Source organism: Bacillus sp. FJAT-22090, from assembly GCF_001278755.1.
Classification (GTDB): Bacteria; Bacillota; Bacilli; order Bacillales_A; family Planococcaceae; genus Psychrobacillus.
The window spans coordinates 3961283-3986003 of the sequence record NZ_CP012601.1; the positions used below are offsets into that span (position 1 = coordinate 3961283).

Genomic DNA, 24721 nt, shown 5'->3' on the forward strand with positions numbered 1-24721 from the left:
CTAGTATACTAATGAAACTTTTTTCTTATCCCTCCGTATATGATATATAAATTTTAGAGGAGGCAATAGAAATGGCTTTAAGTTTTTTTTGGATAGGTGTAGGGCTTGCAGCACTAGGCTACTTTATAGGGGATGGATTAAAGAACTTTAAAAACCCGAAAGGATCCGGATACCCTATTCTCATAAATGAAAAGGATTTGCCGATATATTTTGGGTTGAGTAAAGAAGAAATACAGGAATTGCTCAGAAAATATCCAAATGCACCAAAAATAGAGTTAAACGGAACTACGTATTTTCCCTATCATCAATTTTTAGAATGGCTATCTTCAAACGATATTTATAAGAACTAGAGTGTGTTGTTATTTCAAACACACTCATATACATCAAACGTGCTACCAATTCCATAACCGTCTTTTACTTCGTGTAGAATAATTTGATTAAATCCGTTTGACTTAAGAATATTTTCAATTTCTCCTAGTTCGTAAAGACGGATAGGGAAATCCATCAGTTCTGTTTTTTCTATCTGTTCATCTTTTACTAATTGGTACTTCAACTTAATTTTTAGCAGCTTGCTTTCTGAATCATAATGCTCCTGCTTATATTCCACAATGTCTCCGATGTCATACTGCTTTCGATTTGTTTCCCTCCATTCGGGGAAATCATTAAATTTCCCTCTGTTTGTCATAATCGTTAAAAGTAACTTACCGTCTTCTGTTAACATAGATTTCATATTTGCAAGACTATCGGCTACTAAATGATCAGGCAAAAGAGAAAACGAACCAAAAGGAATAATGATTAAATCATATTTGTTAGGACTTTGAAATTCCTCTATTTTTCCAAGAGTTACTGGAGGATTCAGATTTACCTTTTTACCTTTTTCCTTACAAACCTTCAGCATTGCTTCTGAAATATCAAATCCTTCAATATCGATTCCTCTTTGCAGAAAAGGAAGTAGCATTCTTCCATTACCACACATTGGTTCTAATACTTTCATGTTCTTTTCCTTCACAAAAGATAGATAAAACTCGAGTTCTTTCCCGTCTGCAAATGACTTATCACTTTCGTAAATTTGTGTACACAGCTCTCCGTAATAATCGTTCATTAAATTTCCCCTTTATATATAGCTAATTTCCGAATGCAAAAATTAACTCTGATTCACATACTAATTCACCATCGACCGTAGCAATTCCTTTTCCTTTGCCAATAGGTCCCTTTAGGCGAGTAATTTCAACTTCCAATCGTAGCTGATCTCCTGGTTTGACCTGCTTTTTAAAACGGCAATTATCAATGCCTGCTAAAAGCCCTAATCTTCCTTCATTCCCTTCTTTCGTTAGCATTACTACTGCACTTACTTGAGCTAAAGCTTCTACAATTAATACTCCTGGCATGACAGGGTAACCTGGAAAGTGGCCCTTGAAAAATTCTTCATTTGCTGTCACGTTTTTAATGCCCACTGCTCGTTTTCCTTCATCCAATTCCAATATCTTATCCACTAATAGAAAGGGATAGCGGTGTCTTATTATATCCATGATTTTTTGTGTGTCTAACATAAAAAAACCTCCAATCTAATTTAATTTTATCACTTGGTGTTAGTAGTTGATACTATAATTTTCTCCTGCAATTTTGACGAAAAAGTAAACTTTTATTGGAATAGAGGAAGAATAGTGAGGTAAGTCATACCAGATATTTTTAAAAGCGATTATACTAGGAGTACGAGTAATTTCGAACTAGGAGTGAGTATCTTGAAAAAAGTAGTTGTGGTTGGTGGAGGAATTACAGGACTTTCTACGATGCATTATTTACAAAGACTTAAGATAGAAAAAGCATTAGATGTAGATTTAGTTTTAGTGGAAGCACATGATTATTTGGGTGGTAAAATTCATTCGGTAAGTGCAGATGGCTTTATAATGGAAACTGGTGCGGATTCAATCGTTGCACGTAACAAAGGAGTCTTGCCTCTAGTAGAAGAGCTAAAACTGCAAGAAAAGCTCGTTTATAATGAAACAGGTATTTCCTATATATATACGAACAATGAATTACATGCAATCCCTGCAGATACGGTATTTGGGATTCCAACAAGTGAAGAATCTTTAGAAAGTAGTACGTTGGTTTCAGATGAGGGTAAGGAAGAAGCATTGAAAGATCTTGATTCCCCTAACGAAAACTTTACGAAAGAGAGTTCTGTCGGCTCATTTTTAGAGCATTTCTTAGGGAAAGAGTTAGTGGAGAAGCAAATTGCCCCTGTGTTGTCCGGAGTGTATTCAGGGAGACTAGATGATCTCACTATTTCTTCCACATTACCTTATTTGATTGACTATAAAAACGAATACGGCAGCATCATTAAAGGATTAGAAGCCCATAAAGAACAGTTCGCAGCAGCTGCAAATAAAAAATTCATCTCGTTTAAAGGTGGACTTTCTACTTTAATCAATCGCTTGGAAGAAGAATTGAGAGAATGTACGATTTTAAAGGGAGTACATACGGAGAAAGTAACGAAGAAAGAAGCGGGATACGAGGTTTTATTAGAAAATGGAGAGACAATAGAAGCAGATTTTGTTGTATTAACTACTCCGCATGATGTGACTCAGCGTATTTTGCAAGAACATGATTTAGACGTGGATTTTAATAAATTGAAAAATTCCTCATTAATTAGTATTTATCTTGGTTTTGATATTCCAGATGAACAGCTACCAGCTGATGGAACTGGTTTTATCGTTTCGGAAAACAGTGACGTGAAATGTAATGCTTGTACTTGGACTAGCCGAAAATGGAAGCATACATCTGCAAAGGGTAATTTACTAGTACGAATGTTTTACAAAAGCTCCAATCCAGTTTTTGAAAGCATGAAGCATATGAGTGAAGAAGAGCTAGTGGAAGTAGCTTTACAGGATATTGACAAGAGCCTGAAACTAAACGGCAAGCCTCAAGTTGTGGAAGTAACTAAATGGAACGATTTAATGCCAAACTATCATATGGAGCACGGAGAAGCGATAAAATCATTAAATCAGAAATTATCATCTATGCTTCCAAATGTAGTTCTTGCTGGATGCTCGTATTATGGAGTTGGTATTGGCGCTTGCATTAAAAATGGAAAAGAGACCGCACAATTAATTTCTGAGAGAATTTAATTTTAAGAAGGATGTTAGGGCCAAAATTTAATTTTGGTCCTTTTTTTATTGTAGGAATGAAATTGTTGGTCACTTAGAGGAATTTACAAATTTTGTATATATGATACGATGCGATTGGGGGTGTTTAAATGATTGTAAAAACTCGAGCGCATGAGTATAGCTATATAGCTTTGGAGTCATTAGATAGACGTTTACCAAAAATGCACGACATGAAAGAGTTGATTCACTCTAAAATGCAAATGGCTAAGGCAGGAATATATGGGGAAGAAAGAATGGATGGAATTTTTCAGAAATATTCTTTTCCGTTCCAATACTTGGTGTTGCAAGATGTGAGTTTAGAATCGTACGGCAAGTTTCAAATAGATTCGGTATTTTTGACACAATACTTTGCAGTGGTATTAGAGAGTAAAAATATAAGTGGAAGTTTGCAGTTTAAGAAAAATCCTTCCCAGCTTGAACGAGAGAATGAAGAGGGTAAAGTCGATGTATTTGAAAGTCCAGAAGTACAGATTGAACGGAATATATATTTACTTGAAGATTGGTTAAGATTGCAAGGTGTGAGTATTCCTGTTCATGGTGTAATCGTGTTGACGAATTCAAGGGTGAAGGTAGTGGAGCCATCCATCAAATATCCAACGATACTTTATTCGACGATTCCAGTATTTTTGCGGAATATGACTCGAGAGAAAGTATGTCTAGAAGTGCCAGCAATGCATGAATTGGCAGAGAAAATGGTTGCGTGTCATCAAGTGTACTTTCCATTTCCACTGTGCAGTCGATGGAGCATTAATCCAAATGATTTGCTGACAGGGGTCTTTTGTGAAAAGTGTGAGACGCATGGAATGCTTAAAAAGAAAAACGGCTGGACTTGTTTACGTTGTGGCCACGTAGATCGCTTGGCGCATGAGAAGGCGATTCGTGATTGGTTTATGCTAGTCGGGGAAAATATTAATAATCGGCAATGTAGATATTTTCTTCGGTTGAATTCCTATCATGTTGCATCAAGATTACTTAAATCTATGGATTTAGTGAGGGGTGGTTCATCAAAAAACACTATAGTTTATAAGTGGAAATGGTGAAACGCTCAATCTACTGGGATAATCGCTCAATCTATAGTTCGAATCGCTCAATCTTTCCCCGAAATCGCTCAATCTCACTAAACAATCGCTCAATCCACCAATAGTAAGATGCAAGAAAATTCAATCTACGTCTTGACGCTTTAGTTGAATAAAGGTACGATAAGTCTAATAAAAAATTGAATATTGAATTCTTATCAAGAGAAGCTGAGGGACTGGCCCTGTGAAGCTTCAGCAACCAGCCGTTTGGTCAGGTGCTAATTCCAGCAGATGCTTATGTGTCTGATAGATGAGAAGGGACGAATTTTACATACTCGTAAAGCCTTCTTTTCATGGAAGGCTTTTTTTTATTTTAGAGAGGATGAATGTGAATGGGTTTATTAGAGAAGCTGCAAACGAATGTTTTGACTGCTGACGGAGCGATGGGGACACTGCTTTATTCATATGGAATTGATTATTGTAACGAAGAATTAAACATCCAGAAGCCAGAGATTATTGAGAAAATTCACCAGGACTATATAGTTGCAGGCGCGGATATCATTCAGACGAATACGTATGGTGCAAATGCGATTAAACTGGCGCGGTACGGACTAGAAAATCAAATGAAAGAAATCAATGAAGCGGCGATCCAAATCGCAAAAAGAGTAGCTGCGCCTGGTGGTCAATTTGTGCTTGGTACGATTGGTGGTATACGCGGTATTCGGAAGAGTGATGCGACTATTGATGAAATTATCGAAACGGTTAATCAACAAGCTACCCAACTACTATCAGGAAATCCGGATGGAATATTACTAGAAACGTACTATGATTTTGAAGAGCTTTCCGCAACGGTTACGCATCTAAGAAAGCTGACAGATACACCGATCATTGCACAAGTGTCGATGCATGAGCCAGGTATCTTGCAAAACGGTTTATCGCTAAATGATGCATTACATCAACTAGAGGCATTAGGAGCAAGTATTGTAGGAGTCAATTGTCGACTTGGTCCTCATCATACAATTCAAGCATTCGAAGGGGTGACGCTACCAGAAAAAGCATTTCTGTCTGCTTATCCAAATGCAAGTTTACTTGATGTAGAGGATGGCCGTATTGTTTACGAATCTGAGGCAGATTATTTTGGAAAAGCAGCGTTATACCTTCGCGAAGCAGGAGTTCGTTTAATAGGGGGTTGCTGTGGGACAACACCAAAGCATATTGAAGCCGTGAAAAAAAGAATTGGAACTCTACCTCCAATTACAAATAAAATAGTTACGCCTAGAAAGCCAATAATCATTCAGGAAGCAGAACCAACCGTCAATCAACCACTACATGAAAAAGCAAAAACCGAAAGAACAATCATCGTGGAACTAGATACTCCACGCCATTTAGACACTACTACTTTTATGGAAGGTGCAGAGAAGCTGAATGCAGCTGGAATTGATGCAGTAACGATGGCAGATAACTCACTTGCATCTCCTCGTATTAGCAATATGGCGATGGGCTCGATGTTAAAATTGCAAAATAATATTCGTCCTCTAGCTCATATTACATGTCGTGACCGCAATTTGATTGGCTTACAGTCACATTTAATGGGTCTGGATGCACTTGGAATTCATGATATATTGGCTGTTACAGGTGATCCGACCAAAATAGGAGATTTTCCTGGAGCAACCAGTGTATATGACGTATCAAGTTTAGAGTTACTCCAATTAATTAAACAGCTAAATGAAGGTGTTTCCTTCTCAGGAAAATCGCTTCGAAAAAAAGCCAACTTCTCTGTGGCAGCTGCCTTTAATCCCAACGTTCGCGTACTGGATCGTGCTGTTAAAAGACTAGAGAAGAAAATAGAGTGTGGAGCTGATTATTTCATTACCCAGCCCGTTTATTCAAAAGAAAAAATGGAGGAAATCTATGAAGCGACGAAACACTTGTCCACTCCTATTTTCCTTGGAATTATGCCTCTTACAAATAGTCGTAATTCTGAGTTCCTGCACAATGAAGTGCCAGGTATTAAATTATCAGATGAAGTGTTAGAACGCATGCGTGCTTGTGGTGAAGATAAAGAGCGTTCTACTGCGGAAGGTATACAAATTGCAAAAGAGCTTATTGACACTGCAGCGGAGTTATTTAATGGAATTTACATCATTACGCCATTTTTCCGTGTGGATATGTCGCTTGAATTGATTCGCCATATTAAAGAGATTGACGGAAAGAAAGCGAGAGAAAACAGTTATGTCCAAACATCTAATTGAACAGGAACTTCAAAAAAGAATTCTTATTATTGATGGCGCAATGGGAACGATGATCCAAAATGCGAATCTAACTCCAGAAGATTTCGGTGGAGAAGAATTCGAGGGATGTAATGAGTATTTAAACGTTATCAATCCAACTGTCATTGAACAAATTCATCGGGAATATTTAGAGGCAGGTGCAGATATAATTTGTACCAATACGTTTGGGGGAACACCAGTCGTGTTAAATGAATATGATCTTGGTGACCAAGCACATGAAATCAATCTTCGTGCAGTACAGCTCGCAAAGAATGTTGCGACTGAATTATCTACACCTGACTGGCCTCGATTTGTAGCTGGTGCAATTGGACCGACAACAAAAACATTGTCTGTAACTGGTGGAATAACCTTCGATGAGTTAACAAATGACTTTTACATACAAGCAAAGGCATTAGTCGAAGGTGGCTCCGATGTTATCCTATTGGAAACAAGTCAGGATATGCTAAACGTGAAGGCCGCAACCATTGGTATACAACAAGCATTTACAGAAACAGGGAAAGAGCTTCCTATCATGATATCTGGAACAATCGAGCCAATGGGAACGACACTTGCGGGTCAAAGTATTGAAGCATTCTACATTTCAATTGAACATATTAAACCACTCTCTGTGGGACTCAACTGTGCAACAGGACCAGAATTTATGACGGATCATATTCGCTCCCTTTCTGAGTTATCAGATGGATATGTCAGCTGTTATCCAAATGCAGGATTACCGGATGAAGAAGGACATTACCATGAATCACCTGAATCGCTTTCGAAGAAGTTAAAAGGCTTTGCAGAAAAAGGATGGTTAAATGTTGTAGGTGGATGCTGCGGAACTACTCCGGCACATATTCAAGCAGTTCGCGTAGCAGTAAAAGATATTGCACCCCGGAAGCCAGCTGAAACTGGTCATGGTCATGTGGTTTCTGGGATTGAACCATTACAATATGACGAAACAATGCGTCCACTCTTAATAGGGGAAAGAACAAATGTGATTGGTTCGCGAAAATTTAAACGACTTATAGTGGAAGAAAAGTTTGAAGAAGCTTCAGAAATTGCACGTGCACAAGTAAAAGGTGGTGCTCACGTCATCGATATTTGTCTTGCAAACCCTGACAGAGATGAATTATCTGACATGACCAATTTCATGAAGGAAGTTGTGAAAAAAGTGAAAGTGCCACTTGTCATTGATTCCACTGATGAAAATGTAATTGAAGAGGCATTGAAATATTCACAAGGTAAAACAATTATCAACTCGATCAATCTAGAGGATGGCGAAGAGCGTTTTGATGCTGTAATGCCACTTGTAAAAAAATATGGAGCAGCTGTAGTAGTTGGAACAATTGATGAAGTGGGAATGGCGGTTACACGTGAACGGAAGCTGGAGATTGCAGAACGTTCCTATGATTTGCTCGTAAATAAATGGGGACTTGCACCAGAAGATATCATTTTTGACCCACTAGTTTTCCCTGTAGGTACAGGAGATCAACAATATATTGGATCAGCTGTGGAAACAATAGAAGGAATTCGTTTAATCAAAGATAAGATGCCTCGCTCACTAACTATTTTAGGAGTAAGTAATGTTTCATTCGGTCTACCACCAGTTGGTCGAGAAGTGCTCAATGCTGTTTATTTGTATCATTGCACACAAGCAGGGCTTGATTATGCAATCGTAAACACAGAAAAACTAGAGCGATATGCATCTATTCCTGAACAGGAAATTGCGATGGCAAATGAACTGTTATTTACAACAACAGATAAAACTTTAGCTGATTTTACTGACTTTTATCGAGACAAAAAGAAAGAAAAGACCGAAGCGGATATCCCGAAAACGGTACCCGAACGTCTTGCTTATTATATTGTGGAAGGTACGAAAGAAGGGCTTATTCCAGATCTAGAAGCAGCACTTAAAATGTATGATACCCCATTAGAAGTTATAAATGGTCCATTGATGGAAGGTATGTCTGAAGTAGGGCGCCTTTTTAATGACAATCAATTGATAGTGGCAGAAGTGCTACAAAGTGCTGGTGTGATGAAGGCTTCGGTTGCTTATTTGGAACAGTTTATGGAAAAGAAAGAAGATGACTCTGGTAAAGGGAAAATTGTTCTTGCGACTGTAAAAGGTGATGTACACGACATTGGAAAAAACTTGGTCGATATCATATTAAGCAATAACGGATATAAAGTAATCGACGTTGGAATAAAAGTAACCCCTGCCACTTTAATAGAAGTTATTCGAAAAGAAAAGCCAGATATCGTAGGTCTATCAGGGCTTCTCGTAAAGTCTGCTCAACAAATGGTTATTACCGCACAAGACTTTAAAGAAGCAGGTATTGAAGTTCCAATGCTTGTAGGAGGAGCAGCTCTATCTCGTCGTTTTACAGAAACAAAAATTTCGGCTGAGTACGACGGACCTGTCCTATATGCAAAAGATGCGATGCAAGGATTAGAGCTAGCAAATCGTCTACAAAATGATGAAGATAAATCCGTTTTACTGGAGGAATTAATAACGCAACAAGAAAAACGGAAGGTAGCAGAAGCCGCACGGGCTTCCAAACAAGCTGTAGCTGTTTTAACGATACCAGTCAAAACAGTACGTGAAGATGTCCAAGTATTTAACCCTAAAGACTTACGTCGACACGTTTTAAAAGATTATTCAGTGTCACACTTATATCCATACGTTAATATGCGAACGCTGATCGGGCATCACTTAGGCTTAAAGGGGTATAGTGATAAATTATTAGAACAAGGCGACGAGCGTGCGGTGGATTTACATGAACTAGTAACCGAATTTCTAGGAGCCGGCATTTTAAAACCATCTGGAATGTATCAATTTTTCCCTGCACAATCAGATGGCGATGATGTAGTAATCTATGACCCAACGGATGCCAAAACAGAAATAGAACGATACACGTTTCCTCGTCAATCTGTAGAACCATACCTTTGCTTAGCGGACTACTTGAAATCCGTCGAAAGTGGTGAAATGGATTATGTTGCATTCATGCTCGTTACAGCAGGACATGGTGTTCGGGAAGCGGCTAATAAACTAAAAGAACAAGGGAAGTTTTTAGAAAGTCATGCATTGCAGGCAACTGCACTGGAACTGGCAGAAGGATTTGCGGAACGTATACACCAGGAAATCCGAGATCAATGGGGCTTCCCAGATGCAACTGATTTTACAATGCGTGACCGATTCGCAGCAAAATACCAAGGACAACGCTTCTCTTTTGGCTACCCTGCTTGTCCAAATTTAGATGATCAAGCAAAATTGTTTGGACTACTTAAACCAGAGGACATCGGTGTGCAATTAACCGAAGAGTTCATGATGGAGCCGGAAGCATCGGTCTCTGCCATCGTATTCGCACATCCAGATGCGAGATATTTTGTAGTCGACTAAAAAAATGAAACACCGCCAACTGGTTGGTGGTGTTTTTTTGAGGAAAAATGTGAATCGATCAATCTCCCAATTACTTGTTTTTATTGAACAAGCTCCTTGTCACTTTTGACTCTCTTCAATTGTGCCACGATAATGACGCTTATAATGACAAGTAAAAACCAGGAGCTGATTTTACCGATGTGGACAAGGGACCATGCAGCTTCCTGGTTTGGATATTGCCATGCACCAAAGAATGTGGTGATATTTTCAGCAATCCAAATAAAGAAACCAATTAAAATGAAGGAGAGAATCATCGGCATTTTATAGATTTTATCGTTGATCTGGAAGGTGACGATTGTTCGGAAGAAAATAATAAAGAGTAATCCCTTCAACCACCAACGAATGTCATAGGTGAAGTGATGAGCAAAGAAATTAAGATAAATAAGAATGCTAATACTGACTGCCCAAAAGGACTTTGGCCAATGATAAATATGTAAATCTAAATGACGCCAACTTTGACAAATGTAACTCGCGACGCTCGCATACATGAAACCACTATACAGTGGGACACCAAAAACCTTACTATATGCATCCTCTGGGTAACTCCAAGAACCCATATGGACTTTATATAATTCCAGGGCTAGACCAATTACATGAAATAAACATATGACTTTGAACTCATCGATTGTTTCTAATTTAGAGACAAGCATGAATACTTGAGCACCAATACAAATTATTAAAATTAAATCATATCTTGGTAAAAATGGAGTATCTACATATTTCGAAAAGGCCAGAGCTGCAAATATGATTACCGGAAAAATACAAGAAATTGCTTGTAAATAAACAAATCGTAAAAAGTTTTTCATAAGCCAACCTCGGCTTTCTGCAAAAATTTGTATTGCTTACCATATGGACGAAAAGCATATGCACAGGGTTTCTTGTTCAACCGTATATAGACAAATCGCTTATTCTTACCTAGACACTTTATCCCGACTTGCATAATTTATAGAGATTTTATTAAATCATTAGGAGTGAAGTGGAATGTTTTTGCCATTTGGAGATGGATATCGAGATGGAGGTCGGGACCGAGACCGAGACCGAGACCGAGATTACCCAAGATACCCAAGATATCCGCAGTATCCAAGATTTCCAAGATTTCCAAGATTTCCGTATTATCCATACTATCCGTATTATCCGTACTATCCATATTATCCTTATTATCCGGGATATGGTTATCCAGGATATCAAGGAAGATACGGTTACTAAGAATTTAATTTACTAGAGAGAGGGGGGCTCCCCTTTCTTTTTAATTTCTTAAAGAAAATGGACAACCTAGAAAAAGCAGGTATTTTAGGAAGGACGTCGAAGGTTTATAGGAATTAATTATTAGGAGGAACTTTTATTTTATTTTTAATGATACCAATAATAATCGTAATGATTGGTTTGTATTGTATTACATTAGCACTTTGGGAAATCAGAGTAGGTGCTGATCGAAAAAAGTATATAACTTATATGTTCACAGGTTTAGTATTAATTTTTATAGTTCCTAAATTGTTAGTGGGGGAAATTTAACATAATGACATTAGACAATTTTGAAGAATATGATAATCCTATTTTATATGATCTTGAAAATAACGCTTATTCAGATGATGTGAAATTCTTAATGAAATGGGCTGCTAAAACAGAAGGAATAATTATAGATTTGGCTTGTGGAACGGGTAGAGCTACTATTCCATTGGCCAAGGAAGGATATAAACTAATTGGAGTAGACCTACATAGCGGTATGTTAAATGAAGCAAAAAAGAAAGCATCTGCTCTTCATTTACAAGTTGATTGGATCGAACAAGATTGTTCCGAATTAGAATTGAATATAAAAAGTAATTTGATATTCTCTGTTGGAAATTCTTTTCAACATTTCCTTACAAATGACGATCAAGATGGATTGTTGACCTCTGTAAATAAGCATCTAGAAACCAAAGGAATCTTCATTTTTGGAACAAGATTTCCAACTGCAGAGGAATTGTTACAACCAAACACAGAAGAATATTGGAAAACTTATACGGATAAGGAAACTCACCATAAAGTAGATGTATACACGATTAGTAGATATGAGTCCTTAAACCAAGTGCAACATTACACAACGATAAGAAGATATAAAGATCAAATTGGAGAAATAGTGAAAGAGGTAAAAACAAATATTAGTTTAAGGTATGTGTTTCCAAAGGAAATGGAGCGACTATTATTTTCAAATGGATTCGAAATTCTTCATGTGTACAAGGATTGGAATGAAACACCTTTGACAGATGATAGCGAACAAATGATTTATGTTTGCCAAAAAATAAAATAGTACAATGGAGGTTAATATGGGTTATATCGAGGAATTACGTAAGACAGTTGGAAATCAACCCCTCATATTAGTTGGAGTTGCAGTTGCAGTGATTAATGAACAAGGGGAATTCTTATTGCAAAAAAGACAAGATGGATTATGGGGTGTTCCAGGAGGTTTTATCGAACTAGGGGAATCAACTGAGGAAGCTGGAAGAAGAGAAGTTTTGGAAGAAACGGGATTAGAAGTAGGTAAACTTGATTTAGTAGGTGTTTTCTCTGGAAAACAGTATTTTGTTCAATTACCAAATGGGGATGAATTCTATCCAGTGACAATTGCTTATATGACAAACGAATTAAAGGGTGGGAGTTTAAAGGCAGACGGTGAAGAAACTGTGGAAGTTCAGTTTTTTAAAGTAACGGAACTACCTGAAGGGCTCAATCCGCTCATTAAAAATCTTATAAAGCAACATTCTTTATCTCTTTAAAATACAGAAAGGAATGGAGATTTAATGTCTGAAAATATACAAGAACTTACTTACAAAGAACAATGGTTAGAAGCCTTTCAAGTTATGAAACAGTTAAGAACAGAGTTGACAGAGGATACCTATCTAGAGTTACTTCAAGAAATGAAAAAAGACGGTTATACATTGTATGCTCTATATGAGAATAATAAGATTGTATCCTTAGCTGGTTTTAGTTGGAGAACAAACTTTTATAATAAACGCCACATTTTCATTTATGATCTCGTAACAGATTACCAGCATCGGTCATTCGGGTACGGAGAGAAATTATTAAATTATTTACATAACTGGGCTAAGGAAAACGGAGCAGAATATGTTGCATTAGAATCAGGCATTCAACGAAATAATGCACATCGTTTTTATGAGGAAAAATTAAACTATGAAAAATGGTGTTATTCATTTAGAAAATCTTTGTAACGAAAGGAAGTAGTAACGATCGAAGCAAAAACTAAAATTTTGGACATGAATAAGGATAGTTGGGAGAAATCTGCGGAACGATTTTTCGGAAGAACAGCTCTTCCCGAATATGGGCCTTTTTCGATAAACGAGGAACAGCACGGACTATTTGGAGACATTTCAAATCAAAAGGTATTGGATATTGGATGTGGTAGTGGTCATTCATTACAGTATATGGGTAACCGAGGAGCTAAGGAACTATGGGGATTAGACCTTTCTACAAAGCAAATAGAAACAGCAAATAAATTATTAAGTAATCAACAGGTTAAAGTAACATTATTCGAGTCTCCTATGGAGAAAAATCCAGGACTACCTAGTGATTACTTTGATATTGCATACTCTATTTATGCATTAGGTTGGACAGTTGATTTACAGCGGACATTGAAAAATATCCATCACTACTTAAAGCCGGGTGGATTATTTATCTTTAGTTGGGAGCACCCTTTACATGATCGTTTGTCCTATGAACAGTCATCGTTTTATTTCAATAAATCTTACATTGTAGAAGGTCCAGAATACAACGAAGCATGGCATAACGAGGTAATTATACATCATCGAAAACTAAGTACATATATAAATACACTCATTGAATGTGGTTTCACCATCGATAAGGTAATAGATGATGTTATATTCCCTGATAACAATATTTCTGATAATCCCTCCAAATGGTACTCAACACAAAAAGCACAATTAGTGCCTGCAACGTTTATAATAAAAGCATACAAAAAGTAATTAAAGGTCTTGAGTTTATTGAAAATTGGGACTGAGGAAGGTGATAGATATGAATAGTGTTTGGTCTAGGTATAAACATTGGCTATTTTATAGCTTTGTAGTAATCGGTTTGATAATTAGTTTTTCTAAATTTACTTATTCAGTACAAGCTATTATAGCAACGATTTTTGGCATAGTTGGAATTTTAGGAGTTACATATCTTACCTTTCAAATTGAAACTCAAAAACGAAAAGAAAATAAAAAATAGTAATTGTTAAAGGTTGAGTGAGAATGAAGTTTTATATTGCATCCAGTTTTCAAAATATTGATTCTGTTAAATATGTAAGTGAAGTTCTAAAAAACAAAGGTTATATTCATACATATGACTGGACTAAAAATGAAAGAGTTTCAACTATAGAAAAACTTCAAGCAATAGGACAAGAGGAGAAAAATGGTGTCCTGAATGCCGACATTCTTGTGGTATTATTACCCGCAGGAAAAGGGAGTCACATAGAATTTGGAATAGCGCTGGGACAGGGTAAAAAGGTTTTTCTATACTCACCAAACGATGATGTTAGAGACTTAGAAACAACGAGCACATTTTATCATTTGCCGGAAGTAGAAATAGTGATTGGAACTATAGACGAATTAATTGATACGATTACAACAAGAATAAGATAGGAAAAAAGAGTATGTTTGGATTAGTATTTTCCAAACATGCTCTTTCATAGTTTATGAAGAAAATATCTACTTAAATAGTAGCATGAGACACGGAAACGCACTTGCCGCACGCTACGCATGAGCCTCAGCAGAATGAGTCGCTCCACAATCTGGTAGAATCCCTTGAATATGTTCTGTATTCAGAATGATTGATTAACAAAACAATATATAAAATCTACGTATTCTATATCAAAAGAATACACTGGCATTCGAGCCTTGCCAGCCGCATGACGTGCCGTATGAGACAGGTGTATGCGCTTGCGCATACAGCGGCTCATGCGGACGTGCGGCCAGCGTGAATGACAATAGTTGGTGATGTATCCGGTAAAGTCTATGCATAAAAGGTGCTTTCAGAGTAGAAATACGGCTGGTTTTGCACACTACTCTTTAACTCCGCTGGTTGAAGCTCTATCCTAACGAAGTTTAAATATTTTTGTTTAGAATCCTGAAAATCTTTAAAGCGATTTGAATACGAAGTAATTCTTCGGAGCTTTTTAAGTCCGTATTTAATATTTCTTTAATCTTTTCAATTCTATAAATTAGTGTGTTTCTATGTAAGAACATAGCTTTTGATGTTTCGGATACATTTTGATTATTGTAAAAGTAGTTTTCTAAAGTGGATATATAGCTTGTTCCATTTAGTTTGTCGTGTTCATAGATTTTACCCAGGCATTTGTAGAAAAAGTCCTCTAATTCAGCGGAGTTTATATTAGCATCTAATAGATGATATACAGAATAATCCTCAAAGTGGGATACTACGTTTGTTTCGTTCATCTGTTGCATTAACCTAATCATTTCGTTTGCTTCTGAGAAACTTTTATATAGAGTTCCTATTGAGCGGTACTGTTGGCCAATGCCAATTAAGAAGGGCTTCTTTAATCTTTCAACTAATTTTTCATGTAAATCGGTTGCATATTGCTTTGCTTCACTAACGGTTATTGGCGGTCGATCTTCGTTTTGACCAACTAAAACGATTATTCGATTATTTCGATAGAAGGATGTTATTTCTCCGTTTGCTTTATAAGACATTTCATAAACTATTTCTACGCTTTTTTGTGCTATATTCTCCATTTTATATTTTCCAATAATCATGTCCTCGAATTTATCCACTTCATTTGCTTCAATATTTATAACGAGACAGTAATACATATAATTTGGATTTAATCCGTGCAAGTCACATAAAGTTTGTAAAGTTTCTGGAGAAGTAATTTTCCCAGAAAGTAAATCGTCATAGAAATCCTGTCTAATTTTTAGTTTGACCTCTTCAATTTCCTTTGCTTTTATTCTTTCTAGTGCCATGACTGTAGAAGCTTGCTGTAAGATTATATAATCGAATTCAGTTAAATTCCGGACGGTTTGCCAAATAACCATATACCCATATATATCTTGTGAAGCTGCTATCGGGAGGACTCTGCAAATTATTTTTGTACCGTTTAAATCATAGACTCGTTTTATTGATTTTTTCATATCACTTAAATTATCAGGAATGGTATTGATAAATTCCTTATTAAAAATGGACTTGTCTGTTTTTAGATTAAGTGAATGTTCGAGAGGATAAGGGTTGTCCATATGCTCTGAGTAGTTTAAAAGCTTCCAGTTTTTATCCACTATTATGATTGGATTATTTATTGTGCCACAAAGCATAGAGGAAATCCTTGTGATTCCTCCACCTTCCAATGTAATTCTAAAGAACAAATTATGCATGTCCAATGTTTGTCTGTTTAATAGGTCATATCTGCCCGATGCTTTTTCATTGATGATCGCGATGACATTCGAAAGTGTGTACCCAATCGGTAATTCAAGAAGGGGTAAACCATGTTTGTTTGCTTCATCAATCATATTCTGTGGAAGCTTATCAAAGTATCTTTTCATTTTAACAACAAGCCCCGCACAGTTAATCTCTGAAAGCTCCTTGATGATTTTATTTTGTAGCTCTTCGTTATCCTTGAATATATACCCAGTAGATAGTAATAATTCATTTGGTGATAGCCAGTCAAATGCATCTGGATTTTCAATAATATTAACAATAGATATTTCGTTATGAATACCTTTTTCTCCCGCAACTATCTTGAGACCATCAATCGCTTTTATTTCTAGTAGGTCTTTTACTTTAAGCAATTTTCTCACACCCCTAAGACATAATTTATATCTACTCGTCTAGGCTTCGGCACCAAATCTAATTTTCTTTAGTTGTACAACGTGCACAAACTATATCCACTCTTTTTGGTTTGAATAAACGATGACCTTAGCATGTACCCTATTCTATAGTATTTATGTAAAGGTGATATATGTCAAAGGCAAATTGTATAAGGTGAACAAAAAATAGAGGGCTTGTAGGGAGGTGTTTTATTGTAGAAACAAACAATACAATACATTCTTTCAAAAACAGAGGTGGTACTAGTGGTGTTAGCGAAATCGGGGGATAGTAATTTTATTCAGAGAATTCTCCACTCCAACTTAAGTGGTTTTGTTCATAGCACTTTTAATCGCACTTACAATATACAATGTCTTGAAGATGGCGAACTGTATACCATTGCATGTAATGAACTAGATAATGGACCAAATACCCTTGTCGTTGATTTGACTACATTTAAAGATATGAATATCAATGTTTATGATGAAGTGGTAGCAGCTAATAAGCGTCTATCCATCGGAAACAAAATGTCCATATCGATCGATAAGGCCGAAAGTTGGGAAGGCGACTTGCCTACATATCCCACCAATACGGAATGTTTAAAGGAAAATGTAAAGATTATGAAGCAATACATCGAAATCCACGGAAAAAGTGGAGGCATTAAAAGTAAGAGCATGAATGAAAGTTCTTTTGAAAGTGAAATGGCAAAAATGATTAAGGAAAGAACTGACCTTCTGATGAAGGAATTGTTAAGCAAACGATTTCGATCAGCTGTACCACATGCGATTTCCCTTATAGGTCTTGGTCCAGGGTTAACACCTTCTGGAGATGATTTTCTAGTAGGATTATTCACGACCTTTCATTTGAAAGGCAGTCCGTTTTCTTCACAAAGATGGTTTTGTGAAGAGATAGAAAAAGTTGCAAAAACTGCTACGAATGATATTAGCTATATTGCTATTAAGAAAGCTTCAGCGGGAAAGGTGAGAGAGTCAATTGTCGATTTAGTCTCTGCTTTACTTGTTGAAAATGAAAAGAATATGATTCTCTCATTAAGAAAAGTATTAACTATTGGTTCTTCGTCTGGAACAGATATAGCTTTAGGTATTCTAGACGGACTAGAAGCAAATATAAAAATTGGAGGTACATTATGACTGTTCAAGTTGTAATAAAAGCAAATACGTATTTCGATTCTGTATCTTTAATGTCTCTATCGACAAAAGCAAACCAAATAGAAGGCGTTGAACAAGCCATCATTGCAATGGGTACTGAAATGAATAAAGAGGTAATTAGAAATGTTGGTCTAATAACGCCAGAAGTGGAAGCTGCAAAAACGAGTGATCTAATGATCGTCGTCAAAGGTGAAAACGAGGAAGTTTGTGAAAGCGCTTTCGAAAGTATAGAGGAATTATTAACAAAGAAAAACACAAATAACAAAGGTACGAGCGAAATAAAATATTCCACTATTAAATCAGCTGCAGAACATATACCTGAAGCAAATATAGCTGTGATTGCTGTTAATGGGGCTTATGCACCTAGAGAAGCGAAAAAGGCATTAGAAAATAATCTTCACGTTATGATGTTCAGCGATAATGTTTCGATTGAAGATGAGATTGAGTTAAAGTCTATCGCACATGAAAAAGGGCTACTAATGATGGGGCCAGACTGTGGAACTGCAATTATCGGAAATATTGCACTTTGTTTTGCGAATGCAGTAAGAAAAGGAAATATCGGGATTGTTGGTGCATCAGGAACTGGTAGCCAAGAAATAAGTGTTCGAATCCATGAATTTGGAGGAGGTATTACACAACTGATTGGAACAGGGGGCCGCGATCTAAGTGAAGAAGTTGGCGGTATTATGATGCTTGATGGTATAAAAGCCCTTGAAGAAGATGAAGCGACAAAGGTGATTGTCCTTGTATCGAAACCGCCTGCGCCAAGTGTAGAAGAAAAAGTGCTGGAACAAATCAAACTTTGTACGAAGCCAGTGGTTGTTTGGTTTGTTGGAGGAGATGAAGAGAAGGTAACAAAGGCTGGAGGACATTTTGCAAAAATGTCTAAAGAGGCAGCTTTAAAAGCAGTTCTACTTGCGGGTGCAGACGAAAGCAAGCTAAATAAACGTGCACTAAATCTCCCTCTTATCGAAGAGGTTCGCACCAAGTTAAAGCCTGAGCAAAAGTATATTCGTGGCTTATTTAGTGGAGGAACTCTTTGCGATGAAGCAATGCATATCGCTATGGAAAAATTTGATGACGTTTATAGCAATATTCAAAGAGATGCAGAGTTCCGTTTAAAAGATATTAAAGTTAGCCAATCGCATACATTTATTGATTTTGGGGACGATCAGTTTACACAAGGTAAACCACACCCAATGATAGACCCATCTACTCGTATAGAACGTTTTATCCAAGAAGCGAAAGACCCTTCAGTTGGCGTTATTGTAATGGACTTTGTTTTAGGCTTCGGTGCTCATGAGGATCCAGTAGGAGCAATGCTTCCCGCAATCATTGAGGCAAAACAGTTAGCAGAGAATGAAGGAAGACATCTAGAAATTATTGGATATATTTTAGGGACGGAATTAGACAGTCAAAATATAGAGGGCCAAATAAACAAATTATTAGCTGCAGGTGCAACCCACGCTAGTAGTAGCCAAAACGCTGGATTATTGGCAAGAGAATTTGTTGTGAAAGGAGAATAACAATGAGTAGAATAAATGAGCTTTTTAATGAAAAATTACATGTTATTAACGTGGGAATCGAATCTTTTAAGGATGATATGCTAAAGCAAAATGCTGCTGTTACACATTTAGAATGGATGCCACCAGGTAGAGGGAATCCTGATATAATTGCTGCTCTTGATCAGTTAGAAGAACCAAGCATAGCCGAAAAAATTGATGCTGCAAACAAAATTGCGGTAGAAAGAATTATTAACTCACAACCTGTATTGATAGGTTTTGACCAAGCGATCAATGTAGTGCCTGGTATGACGAAAAAGACTATTTTACATGCAGGACCACCAATTACATGGGACAAAATGAATGGACCAATGAAAGGTGCAGTTACAGGAGCATTGGTGTTTGAAGGTTTAGCAAAAGATATTGAGGAAGCAGCGGAACTAGCAGCTTCAGGAGAAATTACTTTCTCTCCTTGTCATGAACATAACTGTGTAGGTTCAATGGCTGGGGTTACTTCTGCATCGATGTTTATGCACATTGTTGAAAATAAAACATATGGAAATATTGCCTTCACTAATTTAAGTGAGCAATTGTCTAAAATTCTTCGTATGGGCGCAAACGATGAGAGTGTTATTAACCGTCTAAATTGGATGCGCGATGTATTAGGTCCAATGTTAAGAGACGCAATGAAGTTAAATCCTAATGGAATTGACTTACGATTAATGTTGGCACAAGCACTCCATATGGGAGATGAGTGTCATAACCGTAATGTTGCAGGGACTACATTACTTATTCAAGCGTTAACTCCTTATCTTATTCAAACGGATTTCACTACAGAACAGAAGAAAGAAGTATTTGATTTTGTAGCTAGCAGTGATTACTTTTCTGGTCCTACGTGGATGGCATTATGTAAATGTGCACTTGATGCAGCACATGGTATTGAAAACAGCACAATTGTTACTACGATGGCTCGTAACGGAGTGGAATTTGGTATTCGCGTTAGTGGAATGGCAGGTAACACGTGGTTTACAGGTCCAGCTCAAAAAGTAATTGGACCGATGTTTGCTGGATATAAACCAGAGGATTCCGGTTTAGATATTGGTGATAGTGCAATTACAGAGACTTATGGAATTGGCGGATTTGCAATGGCAACAGCACCAGCTATTGTTGCACTCGTAGGTGGAACGGTTGACGATGCTATTGGTTTTTCAACTCAAATGAAGGAAATCACAACAACTGAAAACCAAAACGTCACAATTCCCTTATTAAACTTCATGGGTATTCCGACTGGAATCGATGTCCAAAAAGTAATTCAAACAGGTATTATGCCAATCATTAACACTGCGATTGCTCATAAAGACGCAGGAATTGGAATGATCGGTGCTGGTATTACGAATCCACCAATGGAAGCATTTGAAAAGGCAATAATAGCTTTAAGTGAAAGCGTTAAGTAAACTAAGATATTTTAATCGAATTTCTGAACAGATTGAACGAATCCAACATTTTTGTCCTAATTACACAGGAGAATCAAGGCTTTTTTCTTCTGTGTAGCTTGACACAAATCAGTCTGAATTGAGGAGAGAAAAATGGTGAATTATGCCTTTAACATAGAACTTTTAAAAGCCGCTGAATTAGGTGATCTTGCTGAAATCGAACAGTTATTAAGTGATGGAGCAAGTGTTGATTTCAAAGATGAAGCGGGACGTACTGCTTTAATGGCAGCTACACAGAAAAATCAGATTGCAGCTGCAAAGATGTTAATAGAAGCAGGGAGTGATGTAAATACGAGGGATATTACACAACTCTCTCCATTTATTTGCTCAGCAGCAAATGGTTTTCACGAGATTTTGCGAATGATGATTGACGGAGGAGCAGATTTAACGAGCGTTAATCGTTTTGGTGGGACGGCATTATTACCTTCGAGTGAAAAAGGATATTGGAAAACGGTACAAATCTGTTTAGATGCTGGTGTACCTGTGAATCATGTGAACAATTTAGGATGGTCTGCCCTACTTGAGGCGGTTATTTTAGGGAATGGAGGGCGTTTATACGCTGATATCATTCAAACGCTTGTTGATGCAGGTGCGGATGTGCATTTAGTAGACCATGACGGAAAATCATCTGTCCAACATGCGATAGAGCTAAATCAACATAAAGTAGTTCGTATTTTGGCAAAAGACTGGAAAGAAGATTCTCAGTTCATCTCTAAAGCTAAGTCACTTGCTAAACTAGACAAATATGAAGAGGCACTTAATGAAATGAATGCTGCGCTTGCCATGGACGATCAAAATACGGATTACCTTTATTACAAAGGATATTTTCTACAAGAGTTAAAGCGATATGAAGAAGCGCTTGATGAGTACAATAAAGCATTAGCGATTACTCCGAATGATTTAGATTTTTATTTTTATACAGCAAACTGTTTGAGATTGTGGAAAAAGCCAGAGGAAGCATTAGGTGAATATGATAAAGCTTGTGCAATTAATCCAACTGAGACGTTTTATCGTTACCATAAATCAAATTATTTAAGAGAGCTAGGAAGGCATGAAGAAGCGGTTATCGAAATGAATGAGCTTCTAGCACTTCAACCAAATAGATATGATTTTTCCTTCCATCAAGCAAACAGTCTAAGATCGTTAGGAAAACATCAAGAAGCAATTGAAGCCATCGAGAATGCTATAAAGAATGATCCAACGAATCCTTTGTACCATTCACACAAAGAACAATCGATTGAATTACTAAGAAAGACAGGTAATTCATCGTTTTAGGAGGAAGACAAGTGGGGGAAGTAACAATCGTTGCCATAGGAGGCAATGCGTTAGTGAAAGAAAATGGTAGGGATTCCATTCAAGATCAATTGGAGGCAGTTCAAGAAACTGTCGTCCATATTGCTGACATGGTTGAGCAAGGCTACAAGGTGGTTGTTACTCATGGTAATGGTCCTCAAGTAGGTTTTGGGCTTAGAAGATCTGAGATAGCAAATGAAGTAGCGGGTATGCCAATGATCCCTCTAGTTAACTGTGTGGCAGATACACAAGGCGGAATTGGATACCAGATTGAACAGGCATTGATCAATGAATTTGCAAAAAGAGGTATTAATAAAAAAGTCGCAACCATTATCACTCAGGTAGAAGTAAGCCCGAAGGATCCAAATTTTCAAAACCCAACAAAACCAGTAGGATCGTTCTTTACACTTGAACAATCCGAATCAATGAAAAAGGAACATCCTGAATGGCATTTCATAGAGGATTCTGGTCGTGGGTACAGAAGAGTCGTTCCATCGCCAAGGCCTATTGATATTGTGGAAAAAGATGCTATAAAGCTATTAATTGAATCAGATTATGTAGTTATCGCAGCAGGTGGTGGGGGAATTCCTGTTGTAAAATCAGCGAATAATACGTATGAGGGAATAGATGCAGTAATTGATAAGGATTTTGCAACAAGCCTTCTTGCAGAACAAATTGAAGCAGAAACTTTAATAATTACAACAGGAGTTTCAAGTGTTTATATAAACTTTGGTAAACCAAATCAACAAGTTTTAGAAACTGTAACGGTGGAGGAAACAAAACAGTATGCTCAAGAAAATCAATTTCCGGCTGGGAGTATGCTACCGAAAATTGAGGCGAGCTTAAGTTTCTTAGCACATAAAGGAAAAAGGGTTATTATTACAAATCCAGAAAGCTTGAAAGAAGCAATTAATGAAAAAGCAGGTACTCATATAATCCATTAATAGACTAGGTGTAGGTTCTTATAGCCTCACCTAGGCATTTATAATCTACAGAGCTGACCTAGCACTAAAGAAAGCTATGAATGAGAAGAATGAAAACGCTATCATATGGATGATAAGGGCAATGGAGTTATTTAAAAAGGCAGGAGTGTTAATTGATGGCTCAAGCAAAAATAGAAGAGAATTACGACAAATATCAGTCCTACGGTTATGCGGAAGATCTACTTCCTAAAAAGCCAGACCAAAGGGATTGGGGTATGTCTAACTACGTTACACTTTGGATGGGTGCAGTTCATAATATTATGTCTTATATGACAGTAGCGGGATTTTTTATTCTCGGTCTTAATACAAAACAAGTTCTATTAGCTGTTATGTTATCTGCTATTATTGTTTCCACATTTTATGTATTAAATGGTTATTCGGCATCCAAATATGGACTTCCATTTACCATGTTGCTAAGAGATTCATTCGGTGTGAAAGGTGCAATAATACCAGCATTATGTAGAGGGTTGATTGCTGGTGTAGTATTTTTTGGAACAACTACTGTAGTTGGGGCTGAATCATTAAATGTTATATTCTCGAGATTTTTCCCTGACTATATGAATCTAGGTGGAGATTTTAATATTCTCGGTTTAACCTTACCGACAATGATATCGTATTTAATTCTTTGGACTGTTACAGTTCTTTTATTCTTAGGTGGGATGAGTTTTCTAGGTAAGTTTGGTAATTGGTCTTCACCTGTTGTGTACATATTTATCGTTGGAGCAGCAGTATGGGCTATTAATATAGCTGGTGGTTTTGGTCCAATTATGGATTACGTTCCGGCAAATCCTAACGCCAGTATTTTCGTGTTTATTGCCTGTGTCAGTGCATTAGTTTCAAATTGGGCTGGCCCAGTAGTAAATATGGCTGATTTCACTCATCGAGCTAAATCACCAAGAGATATGATGATAGGTTTACCTTTAGGATTTATGTTATCTTATGTGCTTTTCGCGATTACTTGTGTTGCTTTAATAGCAGGTACGGAAATTGCTTTTGGAGAGCCAATTTTCAATATCGTACATGCACTTGATAAGATGGACAGCACATTTGCAGTTGTTGTATTAATATTAGCTCTTAATGTTGGAGCAATAGCTTTCGTTGTATATGCAAACTTACTTCCATCTGGATTACAAATGTCAGCTCTCTTCCCAAAATTATTTACTGTAAAATCAGCAGGGATATTAACTGCGATCGTTGGTACATTAATTTTACCTTGGAAGCTTGTAGAAAGTGCTTCTACTTTATTTTACTTCTATAGCTTTATCGGTTCGATATTTGGTCCAATAGCTGGTATCATGCTATCTAGTTTTTTCATTCATAGAAAGAGAGTGCTAAATCTTGATAATATCTATGTGCCTCAAGAAAGTAATGGGGAATACAAGAATGGTTATAATCCGGTAGCAATGGTTGTTTTAGCAATTAGCTTCATCCTTCCAATGTCTGGTGCTTTTCTAAAGAGTGTACCATTTTTAGTTAAAATGAATGAATTTGCATTCTTTAGTGGATTAATCGTTTCATTTATCTTATATACAATTTTTAGTACAACACTGAAGCAAAATTTAGAAAAATAATTGTAGGG

Annotated in this window: 22 protein-coding genes and 1 riboswitch; of the genes, 18 read left to right on the plus strand and 4 right to left on the minus strand. The window is 36.9% G+C overall.

The annotated features are described in order from the left end of the window. Nucleotides 1-71: 71 nt before the first annotated feature. Nucleotides 72-350, plus strand: coding sequence for a hypothetical protein (locus tag AM499_RS20000; RefSeq protein WP_053591842.1), 279 nt, complete (start codon nt 72-74; stop codon nt 348-350). A gap of 14 nt (nt 351-364) precedes the next feature. On the opposite strand, the gene AM499_RS20005 is transcribed toward AM499_RS20000, so the two are convergent. Together AM499_RS20005 and fabZ are read right to left on the minus strand one after the other, a co-directional pair. Beyond that, the gene (locus AM499_RS20005) at nt 365-1102 is read right to left on the minus strand and encodes a class I SAM-dependent methyltransferase (RefSeq protein WP_053591843.1); all 738 of its coding nucleotides are present in this window, start codon (nt 1100-1102) and stop codon (nt 365-367) included. Between the two features lie 22 nt (nt 1103-1124). Beyond that, nucleotides 1125-1550: a 3-hydroxyacyl-ACP dehydratase FabZ gene (gene fabZ, locus AM499_RS20010; RefSeq protein ID WP_053591844.1), complete on the minus strand. Its 426-nt coding sequence runs from the start codon at nt 1548-1550 to the stop codon at nt 1125-1127. Nucleotides 1551-1742: 192 nt separating this feature from the next. On the opposite strand from fabZ, the gene AM499_RS20015 reads away from it, so the two are divergent. The 4 genes from AM499_RS20015 (at nt 1743) to metH (ending at nt 9853) form a co-directional block, all read left to right on the plus strand. Beyond that, on the plus strand, nt 1743-3128 hold the full coding sequence (locus AM499_RS20015; RefSeq protein WP_053591845.1) for a protoporphyrinogen oxidase: 1386 nt from the start codon (nt 1743-1745) through the stop codon (nt 3126-3128). A 128-nt stretch (nt 3129-3256) separates the two neighbouring features. Next, a complete protein-coding gene (locus tag AM499_RS20020; protein WP_053591846.1) occupies nt 3257-4207 on the plus strand; it encodes a nuclease-related domain-containing protein in 951 nt (316 codons plus the stop codon). A gap of 188 nt (nt 4208-4395) precedes the next feature. Then, nucleotides 4396-4500: riboswitch (SAM riboswitch) on the plus strand. Between the two features lie 75 nt (nt 4501-4575). After that, nucleotides 4576-6435, plus strand: a complete 1860-nt coding sequence (locus AM499_RS20025) for a bifunctional homocysteine S-methyltransferase/methylenetetrahydrofolate reductase (RefSeq protein ID WP_053591847.1) — start codon at nt 4576-4578, stop codon at nt 6433-6435. Further along, nucleotides 6416-9853, plus strand: a complete 3438-nt coding sequence (gene metH, locus AM499_RS20030; RefSeq protein ID WP_053591848.1) for a methionine synthase — start codon at nt 6416-6418, stop codon at nt 9851-9853. Before AM499_RS20025 ends, metH begins: the two co-directional genes overlap by 20 nt. Nucleotides 9854-9933: 80 nt before the next feature. On the opposite strand, the gene AM499_RS20035 is transcribed toward metH, so the two are convergent. Beyond that, a complete protein-coding gene (locus tag AM499_RS20035) occupies nt 9934-10698 on the minus strand; it encodes a DUF817 domain-containing protein (protein ID WP_053591849.1) in 765 nt (254 codons plus the stop codon). A 175-nt stretch (nt 10699-10873) separates the two neighbouring features. Between AM499_RS20035 and AM499_RS21915 the strand changes: the two genes are divergently transcribed. From AM499_RS21915 to AM499_RS20070, 7 genes are all read left to right on the plus strand, one after another. Further along, a complete protein-coding gene (locus tag AM499_RS21915) occupies nt 10874-11098 on the plus strand; it encodes a hypothetical protein (protein WP_082355322.1) in 225 nt (74 codons plus the stop codon). Nucleotides 11099-11408: 310 nt separating this feature from the next. Further along, nucleotides 11409-12179, plus strand: coding sequence for a class I SAM-dependent methyltransferase (locus tag AM499_RS20045; RefSeq protein ID WP_053591851.1), 771 nt, complete (start codon nt 11409-11411; stop codon nt 12177-12179). 16 nt (nt 12180-12195) lie between these two features. Then, nucleotides 12196-12645 (plus strand): NUDIX hydrolase, encoded by a 450-nt coding sequence (locus tag AM499_RS20050; RefSeq protein WP_053591852.1) that lies wholly within the window; start codon nt 12196-12198, stop codon nt 12643-12645. Between the two features lie 24 nt (nt 12646-12669). After that, a complete protein-coding gene (locus tag AM499_RS20055; protein ID WP_053591853.1) occupies nt 12670-13098 on the plus strand; it encodes a GNAT family N-acetyltransferase in 429 nt (142 codons plus the stop codon). Nucleotides 13099-13143: 45 nt separating this feature from the next. Further along, complete coding sequence (locus AM499_RS20060; RefSeq protein ID WP_053592309.1) at nt 13144-13869, plus strand: class I SAM-dependent methyltransferase; 726 nt, start codon at nt 13144-13146, stop codon at nt 13867-13869. Nucleotides 13870-13918: 49 nt separating this feature from the next. Next, nucleotides 13919-14116, plus strand: a complete 198-nt coding sequence (locus AM499_RS20065; RefSeq protein WP_053591854.1) for a hypothetical protein — start codon at nt 13919-13921, stop codon at nt 14114-14116. Between the two features lie 23 nt (nt 14117-14139). Next, the gene (locus tag AM499_RS20070) at nt 14140-14529 is read left to right on the plus strand and encodes a nucleoside 2-deoxyribosyltransferase (protein WP_053591855.1); all 390 of its coding nucleotides are present in this window, start codon (nt 14140-14142) and stop codon (nt 14527-14529) included. Nucleotides 14530-14991: 462 nt separating this feature from the next. Here AM499_RS20070 and AM499_RS20075 read toward each other — a convergent pair whose 3' ends face one another. Then, complete coding sequence (locus tag AM499_RS20075; protein ID WP_053591856.1) at nt 14992-16686, minus strand: PucR family transcriptional regulator; 1695 nt, start codon at nt 16684-16686, stop codon at nt 14992-14994. Nucleotides 16687-16971: 285 nt separating this feature from the next. Here AM499_RS20075 and AM499_RS20080 point away from each other — a divergent pair, with 285 nt between their 5' ends. The 6 genes from AM499_RS20080 (at nt 16972) to AM499_RS20105 (ending at nt 24713) form a co-directional block, all read left to right on the plus strand. Then, on the plus strand, nt 16972-17853 hold the full coding sequence (locus tag AM499_RS20080) for an oxamate carbamoyltransferase subunit AllH family protein (protein WP_231687503.1): 882 nt from the start codon (nt 16972-16974) through the stop codon (nt 17851-17853). Next, on the plus strand, nt 17850-19397 hold the full coding sequence (gene fdrA, locus AM499_RS20085) for an acyl-CoA synthetase FdrA (protein WP_053591858.1): 1548 nt from the start codon (nt 17850-17852) through the stop codon (nt 19395-19397). Before AM499_RS20080 ends, fdrA begins: the two co-directional genes overlap by 4 nt. A 2-nt stretch (nt 19398-19399) precedes the next feature. After that, nucleotides 19400-20827, plus strand: coding sequence for a YlbE family protein (locus AM499_RS20090; RefSeq protein ID WP_053591859.1), 1428 nt, complete (start codon nt 19400-19402; stop codon nt 20825-20827). Between the two features lie 132 nt (nt 20828-20959). Next, nucleotides 20960-22141 (plus strand): tetratricopeptide repeat protein, encoded by a 1182-nt coding sequence (locus AM499_RS20095; protein WP_053591860.1) that lies wholly within the window; start codon nt 20960-20962, stop codon nt 22139-22141. Between the two features lie 11 nt (nt 22142-22152). Next, nucleotides 22153-23103 carry a carbamate kinase gene (gene arcC, locus AM499_RS20100; RefSeq protein ID WP_053591861.1) on the plus strand — a complete coding sequence of 317 codons (951 nt, stop codon included), beginning with the start codon at nt 22153-22155 and terminating at the stop codon, nt 23101-23103. 155 nt (nt 23104-23258) lie between these two features. Then, entirely contained in the window at nt 23259-24713 is a 1455-nt protein-coding gene (locus AM499_RS20105; RefSeq protein ID WP_053591862.1) for a cytosine permease, read from the plus strand. The last annotated feature ends 8 nt before the right edge of the window (nt 24714-24721 follow it).